The organism is Tolypothrix sp. FACHB-123, assembly GCF_014697075.1.
In the GTDB taxonomy this organism is placed as follows: Bacteria; Cyanobacteriota; Cyanobacteriia; order Cyanobacteriales; family Nostocaceae; genus Aulosira.
In genome coordinates this window covers 70,460-86,520 of the sequence record NZ_JACJRE010000027.1, presented here as the reverse complement: position 1 = coordinate 86,520, position 16,061 = coordinate 70,460, and the positions used below count along the sequence as shown (strand labels likewise).

Below are 16,061 nucleotides of genomic sequence, written 5' to 3'. Positions count from 1 at the left end.
TACATATCTTTCCAACAATTAAATTTTAAATTTAACAAACTTAACAAACTTTGAAAAATTTTTTTGAGGTATTAATGGATGATCGTAGAAGCGGTCAAAATGTCATCTTAATCGTAGATGACAATCACCAAGATTTAAAATTACTGCTTGAATATTTAGAAGAATCAGGTTTCCAAGTCTTAATTTCTGAAAATGGGATTAGTGCCATTGAAATAGCAGAATATGCCGCACCAGATTTAATTTTATTAGATGTATTAATGCCAGGCATCGACGGTTTTGAAACTTGCCGACGCTTAAAAAGTAATCCAGCCACTCAAAAGATTCCCGTAATTTTCTTAACTGCTCTTGCCGAGCGAGTTGATAAAGTTAAAGGATTAAATTTAGGAGCAGTAGATTACATCACCAAGCCCCTAGATTATGACGAAATTGTAGCGCGGATTAAAATTCATATGCGCTTGCAGAATTTAACAAAAAAACTCACCGAACAAAATGAATGTTTGGCAGCAGAAATTGCCGAACGTAAGCAAGCAGAAGATAAAATCAAAGAACAAGCAGCTTTGTTAGATATCACCACAGATGCCATAATTGTGCAAGACTTAAATAACCAAATTCGCTTTTGGAACAAAGGCTCAGAGCATCTGTATGGTTGGACGCAAGCAGAAGCGATCGCGAAAAATGCCAACACACTGCTTTATAAACCAGAAACATTATATCAACTGCCAGAAATCCACAAAAGTTTGGCTAAAAATGACTTGTGGCAAGGTGATTTATATCAAAAAACCAAAACAGGTAAAGAAATCATCGTTTCTAGTCGGTGGACAGTTATGCCAGATTTGGCGGGACAGCCGAAATCGATATTAATTGTCAACACTGATATTACCGAAAAAAAACAACTGGAAACCCAGTTTTTAAGAGCGCAACGCATGGAGAGTATTGGAACTTTAGCCAGTGGGATTGCCCATGATTTAAATAATGCGCTCACACCCATGTTAATGATTGCCCAGTTATTAGAGATAAAGCTGGCAGACGAGAACAGTAAACAATGGTTAGCTATCCTCGAAACCAATATTAAACGAGCAGCCGATTTAGTTAAGCATGTGCTGTGTTTTTCTCGCGGATTTGAAGGTAAATTCATCACCTTACAAGTCAAAAATGTAATTGGTGAAATTGAACAAATTGTTAAACAAACATTTCCTAAATCTATTGCCATCAATCTGGATATTCCTGCACAAACTCTGTGGAATATCTCAGGTGATGCCACGCAAATTCACCAAGTATTATTGAACCTTTGTATTAATGCGCGTGACGCCATGCCAGAGGGTGGTTTGCTAAAAATATCGGCGAGAAATGTTTGGGTAGATAGCAACTGCGCCCGCATGAATATGGATGCCCAAGTCGGCCCTTATGTTGTGATTAGCGTAGCCGATACAGGCAAGGGAATTCCTAAAGAAATAATTGACAGAATATTTGAACCTTTTTTTACCACAAAAGAAGTAGGACAGGGTACAGGTTTGGGGCTATCAACAGTAATTGGTATTGTCAGAAGCCACAATGGTTTTGTCAAAGTTATCAGTGCAATTAGTAAAGGCACAGAATTTCAAATTTATTTCCAGGCAAGTCAGAACCTAGAAACAGATAATGCCTTAACCAGCTATGATGAATTACCTCCAGGAAATGGCGAATTAATTCTCATTGTTGATGATGAAGAATCAATTCGGGAAATTACGAAAACAGCTTTAGAAAAAAATGGTTACAAAGTTTTAGCCGCTAAAGATGGCATTGAGGCAGTAGCCTTATATACTAAACATCAAAAAGATATTCGCGTCGTCTTAATTGATATGATGATGCCATCTATGGACGGGCCAATGGCTATTCGGGTACTGCAAAAAATTAATCCAGAAGTCAAGATTGTTGTGGTTAGTGGGTTGACTTCTAATCATGAATTACTTGCAACATTGGATGATAGTATCACCACATTTTTACCCAAGCCCTATACATTTGGAGAACTATTCACAAGTTTACAGGTAATGCTGAATGCTGACGCAGAGGAAAAACATCCTCAAAGTAGTATTTAGTGGGCATTGGGCATTGGGCATTGGGCATTGGGCATTGGGCATTGGGCATTGGGCATTGGGCATTGGGAAATTCCTTAATTTTGAATTTTGCGGAAAGTTGCGTGCGGGGGTTCCCCCCGTTGAGCAAACTTTCCAAGACGAATTTTGAATTTTGAATTGTTTCCCCCTGCTCCCTGCTCCCTGCTTTAGTTCCAATCCTGTTCTTCCTTCTTGCCGCGACTTTTGTAGATTCCGCCAATATCGTGAATTTGGCGAGTTTTTTCAAATAATTCGGCTTCTGTTAGACCCCAGCGTTGCAAAACTTTATCTAAGTCTTGTTGAATCTCGCGCGCCCCAGGGAAGCCTTGATAGCGAGTTTTTAACCGAGCAAGTTCTGCCAAGTTATAGTCTGTCGCCTCCTGAGCTAGTAGAATATCAATAGTGGGGCGATCGCGGTTTTGCAAAGGATGCTGTTGGTCTTTACCTCCAGATGCTTCAGCCATCATCAGTCCTACAATTAAGAGTCATGAGTTTTTAGTGTAGCCCACAGCCGAGGCCCAGAGAAGTCAAACATTCATACTCAAGAGGTTAATGTCACAATCACAACTTCTCACCTCATCAATATTCTCCGGCAAAAATTAACGACGGCAACCCCACCCGAAATCTTACGGCTCTCACTACTGTCATTCAACTTTAAATAAAGATACATTGTCATTAAGAAAATACATGAAACTTTAGATAAGGGTGAATAGTATTTCACCCAAAGTCCAAGCAGCAAGGGAGCAAGAACCCGCTATGTTTGAACACTTCACTTCCGAAGCAATTAAAGTAATAATGCTAGCTCAGGAGGAAGCACGTCGCCTGGGACACAACTTTGTAGGAACAGAGCAAATTCTCCTCGGGCTGATGGGAGAAGGAACTGGGGTTGCTGCTAAAGTACTGACCGATTTGGGCGTAACTCTCAAAGACGCACGTCGCGAGGTCGAAAAAATTATTGGTAGGGGTTCTGGCTTTGTACCACCGGAAATTCCTTTTACTCCTAAAGTAAAAAGCCTATTTGAGCAATCATTTAAAGAAGCTCATAGTCTGGGGCACAACTACATTAATACAGAACACTTACTTTTAGGTTTAACCGAAGCTGGCGAAGGTGTAGCCGCCAAAGTATTGCAAAATCTAGGTGTTGACCTGAAAACTATCCGCAGTGCGGTCATCCGTTATTTAGGTGAAAACGCGACTGTTTATGCTGCTGGTGGTGGTCAAAAGCGCAATCAAGCTCTGAGTTTGGAAGAATTTGGCAGAAATCTCACCAAACTAGCGCAAGAAGGCAAAATAGACCCAGTTGTTGGGCGTGATAAAGAAATTGAACGCGCAATTCAAATTCTCGGTCGCCGCAGTAAGAATAATCCCGTATTGATTGGGGAACCGGGAGTTGGTAAAACCGCGATCGCCGAAGGACTGGCGCAACGGATAATTAACCAAGACGTACCCGAAGTATTGCAAGACAAGCAAGTCATCAGCCTCGATATGGGCTTGCTAGTCGCCGGAACTCGCTTCCGGGGAGACTTTGAAGAGCGGATCAAGAAAATCGTTGAAGAAATTCGCTCCGTTGGCAATATTATCCTTGTAATTGACGAAATTCACACCTTAGTGGGTGCAGGGGGTACAGAAGGCGGCTTAGATGCAGCCAATATCCTCAAACCAGCCTTAGCTAGAGGTGAACTGCAATGTCTCGGTGCAACCACCTTAGACGAATATCGTCAGCACATCGAGCGCGATGCAGCCTTAGAACGGCGTTTTCAGCCAATTATGGTTGGTGAACCCACAGTAGCCGAAACCATTGAAATTCTCTACGGCTTGCGGGGAGCATACGAGCAACATCATAAAGTGACAATTTCCGACGCGGCGGTATTAGCAGCTGCACAATTGTCCGACCGCTATATTAGCGATCGCTTTTTGCCAGATAAAGCCATAGACTTGATTGATGAAGCCGGTTCTCGCGTGCGTCTGCGCAACTCCCAGATTTCCGCTAACAAAGAACTCAAGCGCGAACTCGTTGGTGTCACCAAATCCAAAGAAGAAGCAGTTAGACTGCAAGATTTCGACAAAGCTGGAAAGCTGCGGGATCAAGAATTGGAATTGCAAGCCAAACTCAACGGCGATGAAAATGGCACAGTTCCCAAAACACCAGTCGTTGATGAAGAAGACATTGCTCAAATTGTCGCTTCCTGGACTGGCGTTCCCGTCAACAAACTCACAGAATCCGAATCTGAGTTACTGTTGCATCTGGAAGATACCCTGCATCAACGCCTCATCGGTCAAGAACAAGCAGTTACCGCCGTTTCTCGCGCCATTCGTCGCGCTAGAGTCGGCTTAAAGAACCCCAATCGTCCAATTGCTAGCTTTATCTTCTCTGGCCCCACTGGAGTTGGTAAAACAGAACTAGCCAAAGCCCTAGCCGCTTACTTCTTCGGTTCCGAAGACTCCATGATTCGCCTGGATATGTCCGAATACATGGAAAGCCATACAGTATCCAAGCTGATTGGTTCGCCTCCTGGTTACGTAGGCTACGACGAAGGCGGACAACTAACAGAAGCCGTGCGCCGCAAACCATACACAGTGTTGCTTTTTGATGAAATCGAAAAAGCACACCCCGATGTATTTAATATGCTACTGCAACTGTTAGATGACGGTCATCTTACTGATGCCAAAGGTCGGAAAGTAGACTTCAAAAATACCTTAATTATCTTGACATCTAACATCGGTTCCAAGGTAATTGAAAAAGGTGGCGGTGGTTTAGGTTTCGACTTCGACAACCAAGCCGATGCTAGTTACAACCGCATCCGTAACTTGGTAAATGAAGAACTCAAAGCTTACTTCCGTCCAGAGTTCCTCAACCGTCTTGATGACATTATCGTCTTCACCCAACTTTCCAAGGATGAAGTCAAGCAAATTTCTGAGATTCTCCTGCGTGAAGTTGCTGGTAGGTTGACAGAAAAAGGAATTACCTTAGAAGTCACAGAACGCTTCAAAGAACTTGTAGTTCAAGAAGGTTACAACCCCAGCTACGGTGCTAGACCATTACGTCGCGCCATTATGCGCCTGTTAGAAGATTCCCTAGCCGAAGCTTTGCTATCTAGTCACATCGTCAGTGGAGACACAGCCTTTGTGGATGTTGACGATGACGGTCAGGTACAAGTTCAAAAATCCGCGCAACGGGAGTTATTGCTGGCAAATGTTGGCTAATGCTAATTTAGCATTGATTTATACCATGTCACTTTTGCGGTAACATATGAGAACCATTCCACATTCCTGCCTGCCGCAGAAGAGCAAGAGAGGAGTATCCTTGATAGAACTGAAGTGAAATGGTAATAGCTCTTTAAAACCCTGGTAGAAATACCAGGGATTTTTTTGTCTCAGGCAGAGGCGCAAAGAAGAACGCGAACATGAGGAGTTTTGTAATAAGTTTAGTTACGAATTACAAATTATTGAGCCAATTAGCTAAATCAGTTAAAGAGCGATCGCGGTATTTTCCGTAACGTTCCTGTTTATTCTTGATTTTTACGCCTAATTCGGGAAAAATACCGAAATTGGGGGGCATTGGTTGGAAGTGTTTCGGGGATGCAGAACTGATAAACTCAAATAATGCCCCCATCATGGTTGTTGGTGGCAGAGTTAAAGCTTCTTTCCCTAAAGCTAATCTAGCAGCGTTAATTCCCGCCAAGCAACCACCAGCCGCCGCCGCTGTGTAGCCTTCAGTCCCAATCAATTGTCCGGCGGCGAATAAAGTCGGACGCTGTTTAAATTGCAGAGTTGGGTGCATTAATTGGGGTGCATTAATAAACGTGTTGCGGTGCATCACTCCCAACCGCACAAATTCAGCATTTTCTAAACCGGGAATTAAGCGGAAAACGCGCTTTTGTTCACCCCAACGCAGATTAGTCTGGAATCCTACCATATTCCACAGTTGACCGGCTTTGTCTTCTTGGCGCAACTGCACCACTGCATAGGGACGTTCGCCGGTGCGGCTATCAGACAATCCTACTGGCTTTAAGGGGCCGAAACGCATCGTATCCTCACCCCGTAGTGCTTGTTCTTCAATGGGGAGACAAGCTTCAAAAAATTTCGCCGTTTCGCGTTCAAAATCTTTTAATTCTGTTTGTTCCGCTTGCTTGAGTTCTGACCAAAAATGCAGGTATTGCTCCTTATTCATGGGACAGTTAAGATAAGCTGCTTCGCCTTTGTCATAGCGAGAAGCCATAAAAGCAATATCGCGGTTTATCGATTCTCCCACAATAATCGGGCTAGCGGCATCAAAAAAGCTTAGGTATTCCATCCCCGTTAAGCTGCGGATATCTGTTGCTAAATCGGGACTCGTTAAGGGGCCTGTAGCTAAAACTACTATGCCTTCAGGGATAGCTGGGACTTCACCGCGACGGAACTCAACTAAAGGATGCTGGGATAGAGTTTCGGTTAACTCTTGGCTAAATTGTCCTCTATCTACGGCTAAAGCGCCACCTGCGGGAACTGCGTGTTCATCGGCTTTAGCTATGACAATAGAATTGAGTTGTCGCAGCTCTTCATGTAATAATCCAGTAGCGCGATCGCTCGCCATTGCACCAAAGGAATTACTACAGACTAATTCTGCCAGATGTTCTGTATGATGGGCAGGGCTAAAGCGTTTTGGACGCATTTCGTGTAAAATCACTGGTACTCCGGCTTGGGCTATTTGCCATGCTGCTTCTGTTCCAGCTAGTCCACCTCCAATTACTTGTATCGGTTGTTGAGTCATAGTTACAATGTCAATTCCTAATTGATTAAATCCGCTTTGCTGGGATTATTTATCTATAGTCATGATAAATGATTTAGGACTTAGGCACACTCTACGAATTCGTGGATGATGAAAACTAAGTACCGCTTTGCATAAGTTCATCAATTTTTAAACGCAAAGGAACGCGGAGGTTAACGCAGCGAAAAGTCTGAGCGCCGGCTTCCGGCGATCAGAACTTTTCAAGACAAAGTTTCGCAGAGTATTGCACAAGCCAATTCGCTATGAATTAATGAAATTGTGTATTAAGTTTTTAACCGATATTCTGCTTTAATGTTTTGTACTTCTTGTCTCAGTCCCTCAGCATGAAATAAGCCAACATAACCACTAAATTTGCAATCACCATTGCGAGCGTAAACATAAACATGAGGAACTTGAGCTATATTATCGCGTAGATTTAATTTTCCACTACCATCTACAAATTGAAAACTTTCTCGAAGTTTATCAAATTCACCAAGGTAATGATGCCAAGACTGATCTATTTTATAATCCTTAGTTTTTGTGGAATCTTGAACCTCCATTAAATTAATTGTCATTCCTGGAACTTTCTTTAGCCTCTCAATAACTAGAGTTAATATTTTATCCTCATTTCCTAACATCGTATTTACAATAATTTTTGCTGTTTGAGAACAATTCCAATAATTAAGATGTGCATCTGCTACACCTGATGCTATCATTCCTAGTGATAAAGCTTGATTTATTTGTGGGTTTAGATTGCCAGCAGTATTATATAAAGCACGCATATTATTTTCCCAATCATTAGCCACTGTTGATATAAATCTATCTTTAACTAATAAATTACATGAATCATTGAAATTTAAGCTAGAACTTAGGGGATAGGCAATTAAGTCAGAGGAATGAATGATGTTTGTCCATCTGATAGGTTGCTGAGAAAATTTGATTACAAAATTTTGTACCTGTTCAGGGTTGAAATCGAAAATCATATTGAATAAAAGGATGGGTGACCCCATCGTATTAATACTTTTGAGATTAACTTTTTCAAGTATTAATGAGCGAATTTTATAGGCAGCATCGTCAGAAGAGAATTTATCAGAAAACAAAATATCCCATAAAATTACTGTACCCATAGAATGAGCAACAATATGAAGCTCTTGTTCTTCGGGATGAGCCAGAATAAAATCTTCTAAATGTCCGGCAATTGATTCGCGAATTTTTTCTCCACGTTCTAAGTTAAGGTATGTGAAAGCATCTCCTACAAAATCGGAGAGAAATTCTCGCCTGATTTCTTGCCCACGAAATATATCTTGAAGATTAACATTAGGGTTTTGTTGCTTCTGGTTTTGTAAATCTCTATCTATACAATTCCAGATTTTATCCTTTTTATTGAGAACATCGGCATAAAACCCAGAATGGAAATATGGTGGCTCTTGACCGCGCTGTAATAATTCATCTTTAATCAGATGTTTTAAAGGCTGGGCAAATTTAACCTTTGATTCAGCAACGCCATGAATAAAAAATACGAGCATTTGGCATGATGGGAAATAACAGCGCTTCCAATTTAATTTATGCGTTTATAAATCGCCAATGTGGAAACAACTTAAATTAAGTAGAGCCAAAACCAGAAATTATAAAACTTGATAGTCAAAAAGTTATAACAGTTGAATTGATAAATTTTTGAAAATGCGATCGCTAAAATGCAACGCTAATAAGCAAAAATTGATGAGTAGTTTATTTGAGTAATGCAACATTTCTCAAACTAGTTTCCTAAACTCCTCTTTCCTTCTGCTATCTGCTCACTTCGACTTCGCTCAGTGAGCAACGGCCTTATCCCTAAAATAAACATATATGAATAACACTGCGGCAATTTTTTATAAAAAAGATGGTTACGATACCTCTGGAACCAGACTGCTAGGGCGTCAAGCTGCGGGTGAAGGTTTCCTCAAGGCTTTAGTACAACATGGAACAGCCGATTCACTCTATTGTTACAGTTCTAGCCAAGGGGAATTCGTGGAATTTTGCGATCGCATTAAACCTTGGATGAAACGTCCGCGTCAAGTTACTTGGTTACCTAGCAACAATCATCAAGTACTCGCACAAGCAGGAACCATCTATCACCCAGATCCTATCCTTTCTTCCCTGGCTTGGGCACGAAGATTTGATAATCAACGGGGTTATAGTATCTGCGGTGTCACCCATACAATTGCAAGTATGGGCGTAATGGATGGGATTGGTGATGCACTCATCGCCCCGGTTCAGCCTTGGGATGCGATTATTTGCACATCTCTGGCGGTGAAAAATGCTGTAGACCGTCTTCTTGATAGTTGGGCTGAATATTTAGCGCAACGCATCGGTGCTAAACCACAGATTAATCTTCAACTACCAGTGATTCCTTTGGGGGTTGATTGCGATACTTTTGATCATGGTGATAATACTCATAATATTAGGCGCGGTTTACGTCAAGCCCTTGGTATTCCTCAAGATGAAATTGTAGTGCTATTTGTTGGGCGATTGTGCTTTTACGCCAAAGCCCACCCTGTACCAATGTATTTAGCCTTAGAAAAAGCCGCCCAAGCCACCAATACTAAAATTAATTTTGTCTTGGCTGGTTGGTTTGAAGATGAGAAAGAAAAAGTTGGTATTATCCAAAGTGCGCAAACTTTTTGTCCCTCAGTTAATTGTCTTTTTGTCGATGGGCGCAAACCAGAAATCCGGGCGGGAATTTGGGCTGCGGCTGATATTTTTATCTCTTTAGTCGATAATATTCAAGAAACATTTGGACTCACACCAATTGAAGCAATGGCTGCGGGTTTACCTGTAATTGTCTCCGATTGGGATGGTTATCAAGAATCTGTACGCCATGAAGTTGATGGTTTGAGGATTCCCACATTCATGCCTCAACCAGGGTTAAGTTTAGATTTAGCGGCTGAGTATCATAATAATAGTTTAAATTACAGCACCTATATAGCTCATTCATCAATGGTAGTGGCAGTTGATATAGATGCAGCCGCTAACGCAGTTATACAATTAATTACTCAGCCGGAACTGAGAAAGCGTCTGGGCGAGAATGGGAAACAACGCGCCAGGGAAACTTATGATTGGTCAGTGGTTATCGCCGCTTATGAAAATTTATGGCAAGAATTAGCAGAAATTCGCGCGACTGCACCAATGTCTGTACCATTACAACCAGGTAGCCCACCCATACCTTTATGTGACGATCCTTTTAGAGTCTTTGCTCATTACACCAGTAACACACCAAGCCCAGATTTAGTATTAGGATTGGGGGCGATGGGGACACCAGAAAACCTGCAACAAATCCGGCAAAATTGGATTACTAATTTTGGTGCAGACAGAAGAAGTGCAAATTTAACTATAGATGCAATCTTAAATGCGATCGCTCAAAATGGCACAATTTCAATTGATACCATTCTTAATTTTCATCGTGATATTCCGGCTGGGCAATTACTCCGCACCTTATTGTATCTGATTAAGTTTGATGTTCTGCGTATTAATTCGTAAGCTGGGGCGCGGAGACCATTCCCCTACAGGAAATATAAAAAATCAAACATAGAGAATTAAAACCACACTTTTCGACAGAGAAGTTTTAATTTATAGCATCAGCAAAGAAACCTGGAAAGCCAAGACAAATTCCCTGTAGGGGTGGGGTTTCCCCACCCTCAACCGCCATAAATAAGGGCACAATAATCTTGTGCCCTTACAATTAGATGTACCGAAACATTGCTTACACTAAAGACATCAATTCAGCTTTAACTGTACTGTAAGCCCAGTCTAACCAAGGAAGTAAGGCTTCGATGTCTGCGGTCTCAACTGTTGCGCCTCCCCAAATGCGCAATCCTGGGGGCGCGGCGCGATAGGGCGCAATATCGTAAGCTACTTTCTCTTTTTCTAGCAACTTAGCTAATTCAGATGCACATTTAGCTTGTGCTTCTGGTGTTTGGCTAGTAAACCAAGAATCGACAATTTTCAAGCAAATGGAAGTACAAGAGCGAGTTTCTGGTGTTTCTGCTAAGAAATCTGCCCAATCGCTTGTTTCCACCCATTGCGCGATCGCTTTTAAATTAGCTTCGCTACGATTAATTAAACCGGGAAGTCCACCAATACTTTCCGCCCAAATTAAACTATCTAAAGCGTCTTCCACACACAACATGGATGGGGTGTTGATGGTATCTCCTTTGAAAATACCTTCAATCAGCTTACCTTTTTGGGTCATTCTAAATAGCTTGGGTAAAGGCCAAGCTGGTTTATAACTTTCCAAACGTTCCACAGCGCGGGGAGAAAGCACAATTACGCCATGCTGTGCTTCACCACCTAATACTTTTTGCCAAGAGTAAGTGACAACATCTAATTTACTCCAGGGTATATCCATCGCAAATACTGCGGATGTCGCATCGCAAATAGTTAAGCCTTCGCGATCGTCTTTAATCCAGTCGCCGTTGGGTACACGCACGCCGGATGTGGTACCATTCCACAAAAAGACTACATCATGACTAAAATCAACAGAGTTTAAATCTGGCAAACTGCCGTAGGGTGCTTTAATCAAGCGAGTATCAGCTAACTTTAACTCATCTGTGACATCTTTCACCCATTCCTGACCGAAACTTTCCCAAGCCAGGATATCTAGGGGTCTGCTTCCCAAAAGCGACCACAAAGCCATCTCTACTGCGCCTGTATCCGAAGCGGGAACGATACCCAAGCGGTAATCAGCCGGAACGCCGAGAATTTTTTTAGAACGTTCAATGACATCGCTGATTTTGGCTTTACCATCTTTGGAACGGTGGGAACGTCCGACACAAGCGTTTTCTAGCTGAGATACAGACCAGCCAGGACGCTTGGAACAAGGGCCAGAAGAAAAGAAAGGACTTGCAGGTTTGCTGGCGGGAGGAGACAAGGGTTTAGACATAGAGAGATACACTCAACGATCATTATCGTATGAGACATAGTACTTGATATTTAGTCCAGCCAATTAGTTGTCATTAAAATTGCATAGATTTTTGTTGTGGACTAATGACAGAGGAAGCGCAATAAAAAATTCCCCCAGCGTCGCTGAGGGAGGTTCGAGAAGGAGTATTTGAAGTTGACAGGTTATGCAGGATTAAATTCTGATCTGCGTTGTAGAAGTTGAATAATCGCCGCCTTTTCTAAAATCCCGACGAGTACGCCATTGTCACGAATTACAGTTAGTGCAGATAATTGTTGCTGTTCGAGTAGCTGAACTACTTCTGTTAATGGCTTGTCAGATGGAATTGTGGTAGATTCAGCAATCGGTCGCATTACTTGTTTAATTTGGGTTTGTGACCATTCAGTAGTGGGGATGGTGCGTAAATCATTCGCAGCGATCGCACCTACTAATTGTCCGTTATCATCGGTAACTAGGAAGCGGTACCAGCTTTCACCACTCATAATTCGTTCATCAGCGAATTCTCTTAAGGTGAGATTAGCAGAAACTATCGGGCTATTAGGGGTAACTGCATCTTCTGCGGTTAAACCTGTGAGTTTTTCCTGTACTCTGGCATATTGCGCCGCATTACCAGCATTGCGGAGTAAGAAGAAACCAATTAACAAGTTCCAAACGTTCGCAAAGCTACCATATAAGACTAAGGGAATTAAACCAGAGGCGATCGCAACCCAACCAAATATTTGTCCAACTCGGCTGGCAAATGTGACACCTTTATAAGGATTGCCTGTGATTTTCCAAACTAAAGCCTTCAGTATATTCCCGCCATCTAAAGGTAAGCCAGGAATTAAGTTAAATAGCGCTAGAGCTAAGTTAACCGTAGCAATCACCCCCAGAATTGCGGCTGCTGGGCCTGTGGCGGCGGTAGCGTAACCAACGCCTGTAGCGAGAGCAAATATCAGTATACTAACTAACGGCCCCGCGATCGCTACCCAAAAAGCCTCACCGGGAGTTTCCGATTCCTTTTCTAAACTCGCTAAACCACCAAAGATAAATAATGTGATGGACTTCACATCAATTCCTTGACGCAGCGCTACAAAGCTATGTCCTAATTCGTGGGCGACGACAGAGGCAAATAACAACAGCGCTGTCATCAATCCTAATATTAAAGCTAGCCCTCCCGATAATTGGGGAAATTGCCCCATCAATCCGCTGCTATAAGTCCAAGTTACTAAACCTAGAACTAAAAACCACGATGGATGGATATAGAAGGGAATCCCGAAGAGATTACCAACGCGTATTGTGCCATTCATGTCGTTCACCTTTTATTTGAGTATCTTGAGGTTTGCTTTCCTCTCGATGTTTCTAGTGTAACGAAATGTAAATAAATTTTAATCTTTCTCGCAGTAGAGGTGTCCGTCCTTTAAAGTGCGGTTATTTCGATGTAGAGGTTTTAACATCAGCTGGCAAAGCATAAAAACCCAAGTGATTACCAACAGGACGTTCCCGCATTGGTAGTCTGGTATGAACGGGAGCATTTAATACCTGAGGTTTTTTTAGCTGATCCATAACTAAAGTTACAGAACCGCCACCATCTAAATTAACTGCTTTATCTGCACCTAAAGCGATCGCAGTTTTCGCCAACTCAGTCAAAGTTAAACCTTCACTATACAAAGGCTGTTTACCATCCACAGCAATTAGCCAAAGTTTATTACCCTCCCGGTTGATAGCTGCGGCTAACCGGGGATAAGGTTTATTCTCATAAATGCGCGAACTCACAACCTTACCATCAGCAACCAACATTTCTTGACCGGCAATTCCTTGCACAGTATCTTGAGGACATTTACCATTAGCGATAATTTGCGCCAGATTATTTTTACCAAAGCAAATCACCGCCTTATCCTTTAATGGTTTAGTATAGCGCTTGCCATTAGAAATCGATTCTCCTAAAGGATGGGAAGGATCGCCACTATGGGGATAGTAATGCCAAGGTGATTTTTCCTCAAAATGATGAAAGTAGCTACCATTAACAGCCAATTGCAGCTTAAATTCCTGAAGAAATTCCGAAGTAGTGCGGGCGAGAGTTTTTCTACCTTTACCAGGGGTGGGTGGAGTTACCAAAGGTTTGATTCCCGGTGCTGTTAAATCAACAGTGACAATATGCATTGTCGCCGAACGCGGTTGCGAAATAGCCCGCCGTTGATAAACAATACCCTGAAACAATACCTGCTGTTCATCAGTGCGGGATGGGCGTAACAGACACAAAAATCCGTAGAAGAGTACGGGTGATAATAATACAGTGGCAACAGCCGCAATGCAAAAGCGGCGGATGTAAACTCGGTAGCGATGTGGCATAGATTAATTGTTTACATTCAATTTAGTTCTTGACGCACCCCTACTAAGTAATTATGACGAAAATACTTATCGCTGACCCGAATCTAACGCCCCAGAAACTTCAGAACCGATACAAAATTATATCGCCAGATGTAGGGGCATGGCACTGCCATGACCTGAGGGTATATTTCATCTCAGCGAGAATTGCTATATTATCTGGGAATTTATTCCCCGGCGGAATTTTGGAATCAACAAATATAGGAGTTATCGATTGAGTCCAATAAAATCCTCAGGGCAAGGCAGTGCCGTTGCCCCTACAGGGGACAATATAATTTTGTCTTGCAATCAACTGAGAACGGTTATGGTGCGGAAAACCGTCCTTGAGGATGGAGTTTCATGAATTCCTACCACCGAGACTAGCGAGATTTGTTAATCTAGAAATAATGAAAATAGTACTAATGATGCTGGCGTAGCAAAGCAACTGCTACCAAGCAGTAAATTGTTATTAAAACTGATACTCAGAGTAAGAATTATGACAGCATTTGAACCAAATAGTATCCGTTCTTATAGCCAAGAAGATGTACAGCAAATTTTACAATTGGCGATCGCTAGTCATGCTGAAAATATTAACAGAGAATTTTCTTACAAAGAGTTGTTAGAAATCGCCGCTGAGTTAGAAATCTCTCCCGATTCCTTAAAACTAGCAGAACGGGATTGGCAAGCACAACAAAGCGAAGTCCAACAACGCCAAGTATTTAATCTCTACCGCCAAAGTAGATTTAAAAAGCGTTTGGGCAATTACGCCATTGTTAACGTTTTCTTTATCTTAGTGGATGTCATCAGTGGTGGCAGTCTTTCCTGGTCGCGATATATTCTTCTATTCTGCGGGTTACTACTAGGGCTGGATATCTGGAACACCTTCCAAACCAAAGGCGAAGAATATGAAAGAGCTTTCCAACGCTGGAATCGCAAGCATCAAATTAAACAAACTATTACTTCAGTTGTCAACAAATGCTTTAAAGCATTGCAGACTTAAGGGACTTCCAACTAAAAAAATATGCCATCGCTATGTAGGCAGGGAGCAGGGAGCAGGGGAGAGAAACAGTTGTGTTGAATTCAGACATTGGAATAATTTATTTTTTGGACATTCCTAAAAACTAGCAGTTTGCTGGTAATTGTTGATACTCTGCTACTGCGACTAACTCATAAGTAGCCCCCACCGCAGCTGCAAACGTTTTTTCAATATCCTGCAATTCTGCGGGAGAAATCGCTTTCCATTGTTCTCTTGTCGCCCAGCGAACGATAAAAGTAATTTCTGTATAGTCATCGGGATTCAGCCAAACTTCCTTAGCCAAAAATCCCGGATAGTTAGCCAGGGCTGCTGTCCAAATTTCCTCATCCTTTTGGATAAAAGTATCGCGAACATCGGCAGCAATTTTAAACTTGAGTAGTTCTATAACCACACCTTGCCATTCCTTGTACTTGCCAATTTGCCAAAATAGAGTTGTAGGCTAGAATAGCTACGCTTTTATTAGCATAGCTCAATTGCATATACACAAGCGCAAGGGTAGGCTGGGTTGCAATAATTTCACAGGAAAGGAATATGGATAATAACAATTGGATGCAGCAGTTATTAATGCTTGGTCTTGGGACAACATCTTTAGTAGCAGATAAACTGCGGCAAGTGGGTGATGAACTGGTTAAAGATGGTAAGCTAAATCCAGAACAAGCTAAAGCCGTCATGGATGATATTGCACAGCAGCTGCGATCGGAACAAGGAACTTGGGAAGCGCAAATGCAACGGCAAATGCGGAACATGATGCAAGATTTAGGCGTAGCGCGGCAATCAGAAGTAGACGAATTACGGGGTAGAATTGACCGATTAGAACGGCAAGTGCGCGATTTAGAAAATAAGCTTTGGCGTTAAGACATCCTTTGTGATTTACACTAATTGTGTCCTGTTGGTCATACTGAG

General features: G+C 42.1%; 12 protein-coding genes. 5 read left to right on the top strand and 7 right to left on the bottom strand.

Features of this window, described 5'->3' with window-relative positions:
* Positions 1-74 precede the first annotated feature (74 nt).
* A complete protein-coding gene (locus H6G41_RS18500; RefSeq protein ID WP_190747640.1) occupies positions 75-2,075 on the top strand; it encodes a response regulator in 2,001 nt (666 codons plus the stop codon).
* A 185-nt stretch (positions 2,076-2,260) separates the two neighbouring features.
* Here the strand turns inward: H6G41_RS18500 and H6G41_RS18495 are convergent, their stop codons facing one another.
* Positions 2,261-2,557 carry a DUF3288 family protein gene (locus H6G41_RS18495; RefSeq protein ID WP_190747667.1) on the bottom strand — a complete coding sequence of 99 codons (297 nt, stop codon included), beginning with the start codon at positions 2,555-2,557 and terminating at the stop codon, positions 2,261-2,263.
* 292 nt (positions 2,558-2,849) lie between these two features.
* Here H6G41_RS18495 and H6G41_RS18490 point away from each other — a divergent pair, with 292 nt between their 5' ends.
* Positions 2,850-5,297: an ATP-dependent Clp protease ATP-binding subunit gene (locus tag H6G41_RS18490; protein WP_190747666.1), complete on the top strand. Its 2,448-nt coding sequence runs from the start codon at positions 2,850-2,852 to the stop codon at positions 5,295-5,297.
* 232 nt (positions 5,298-5,529) lie between these two features.
* Here H6G41_RS18490 and trmFO read toward each other — a convergent pair whose 3' ends face one another.
* Together trmFO and H6G41_RS18480 are read right to left on the bottom strand one after the other, a co-directional pair.
* Positions 5,530-6,843 (bottom strand): FADH(2)-oxidizing methylenetetrahydrofolate--tRNA-(uracil(54)-C(5))-methyltransferase TrmFO, encoded by a 1,314-nt coding sequence (trmFO, locus tag H6G41_RS18485; RefSeq protein ID WP_190747639.1) that lies wholly within the window; start codon positions 6,841-6,843, stop codon positions 5,530-5,532.
* 281 nt (positions 6,844-7,124) lie between these two features.
* Entirely contained in the window at positions 7,125-8,366 is a 1,242-nt protein-coding gene (locus H6G41_RS18480; protein ID WP_190747638.1) for a hypothetical protein, read from the bottom strand.
* 319 nt (positions 8,367-8,685) lie between these two features.
* Between H6G41_RS18480 and H6G41_RS18475 the strand changes: the two genes are divergently transcribed.
* A complete protein-coding gene (locus H6G41_RS18475; RefSeq protein WP_190747637.1) occupies positions 8,686-10,356 on the top strand; it encodes a glycosyltransferase family 4 protein in 1,671 nt (556 codons plus the stop codon).
* 223 nt (positions 10,357-10,579) lie between these two features.
* On the opposite strand, the gene H6G41_RS18470 is transcribed toward H6G41_RS18475, so the two are convergent.
* The 3 genes from H6G41_RS18470 to H6G41_RS18460 form a co-directional block, all read right to left on the bottom strand.
* Positions 10,580-11,758 (bottom strand): phosphoserine transaminase, encoded by a 1,179-nt coding sequence (locus H6G41_RS18470; RefSeq protein ID WP_190747636.1) that lies wholly within the window; start codon positions 11,756-11,758, stop codon positions 10,580-10,582.
* 182 nt (positions 11,759-11,940) lie between these two features.
* The gene (locus H6G41_RS18465; RefSeq protein ID WP_190747635.1) at positions 11,941-13,065 is read right to left on the bottom strand and encodes a site-2 protease family protein; all 1,125 of its coding nucleotides are present in this window, start codon (positions 13,063-13,065) and stop codon (positions 11,941-11,943) included.
* Between the two features lie 121 nt (positions 13,066-13,186).
* A complete protein-coding gene (locus H6G41_RS18460) occupies positions 13,187-14,107 on the bottom strand; it encodes a phosphodiester glycosidase family protein (protein ID WP_190747634.1) in 921 nt (306 codons plus the stop codon).
* A 511-nt stretch (positions 14,108-14,618) separates the two neighbouring features.
* Between H6G41_RS18460 and H6G41_RS18455 the strand changes: the two genes are divergently transcribed.
* Complete coding sequence (locus H6G41_RS18455) at positions 14,619-15,122, top strand: 2TM domain-containing protein (protein WP_190747633.1); 504 nt, start codon at positions 14,619-14,621, stop codon at positions 15,120-15,122.
* Between the two features lie 121 nt (positions 15,123-15,243).
* Here the strand turns inward: H6G41_RS18455 and H6G41_RS18450 are convergent, their stop codons facing one another.
* Positions 15,244-15,549 carry a TIGR03792 family protein gene (locus H6G41_RS18450; RefSeq protein ID WP_190747632.1) on the bottom strand — a complete coding sequence of 102 codons (306 nt, stop codon included), beginning with the start codon at positions 15,547-15,549 and terminating at the stop codon, positions 15,244-15,246.
* Positions 15,550-15,689: 140 nt separating this feature from the next.
* On the opposite strand from H6G41_RS18450, the gene H6G41_RS18445 reads away from it, so the two are divergent.
* Positions 15,690-16,013: a phasin family protein gene (locus H6G41_RS18445; protein WP_190747631.1), complete on the top strand. Its 324-nt coding sequence runs from the start codon at positions 15,690-15,692 to the stop codon at positions 16,011-16,013.
* The last annotated feature ends 48 nt before the right edge of the window (positions 16,014-16,061 follow it).

What these genes read in the sequence shown, in the direction of transcription:
- H6G41_RS18445 (WP_190747631.1), top strand. Translation starts at nt 15,690, where the DNA reads ATGGATAATAACAATTGGATGCAGCAGTTATTAATGCTTGGTCTTGGG.
- H6G41_RS18490 (WP_190747666.1), top strand. Translation starts at nt 2,850, where the DNA reads ATGTTTGAACACTTCACTTCCGAAGCAATTAAAGTAATAATGCTAGCT.
- H6G41_RS18480 (WP_190747638.1), bottom strand. Translation starts at nt 8,366, where the DNA reads ATGCTCGTATTTTTTATTCATGGCGTTGCTGAATCAAAGGTTAAATTT.
- H6G41_RS18475 (WP_190747637.1), top strand. Translation starts at nt 8,686, where the DNA reads ATGAATAACACTGCGGCAATTTTTTATAAAAAAGATGGTTACGATACC.
- H6G41_RS18470 (WP_190747636.1), bottom strand. Translation starts at nt 11,758, where the DNA reads ATGTCTAAACCCTTGTCTCCTCCCGCCAGCAAACCTGCAAGTCCTTTC.
- H6G41_RS18500 (WP_190747640.1), top strand. Translation starts at nt 75, where the DNA reads ATGGATGATCGTAGAAGCGGTCAAAATGTCATCTTAATCGTAGATGAC.
- H6G41_RS18465 (WP_190747635.1), bottom strand. Translation starts at nt 13,065, where the DNA reads ATGAATGGCACAATACGCGTTGGTAATCTCTTCGGGATTCCCTTCTAT.
- H6G41_RS18460 (WP_190747634.1), bottom strand. Translation starts at nt 14,107, where the DNA reads ATGCCACATCGCTACCGAGTTTACATCCGCCGCTTTTGCATTGCGGCT.
- H6G41_RS18495 (WP_190747667.1), bottom strand. Translation starts at nt 2,557, where the DNA reads ATGGCTGAAGCATCTGGAGGTAAAGACCAACAGCATCCTTTGCAAAAC.
- trmFO (WP_190747639.1), bottom strand. Translation starts at nt 6,843, where the DNA reads ATGACTCAACAACCGATACAAGTAATTGGAGGTGGACTAGCTGGAACA.
- H6G41_RS18455 (WP_190747633.1), top strand. Translation starts at nt 14,619, where the DNA reads ATGACAGCATTTGAACCAAATAGTATCCGTTCTTATAGCCAAGAAGAT.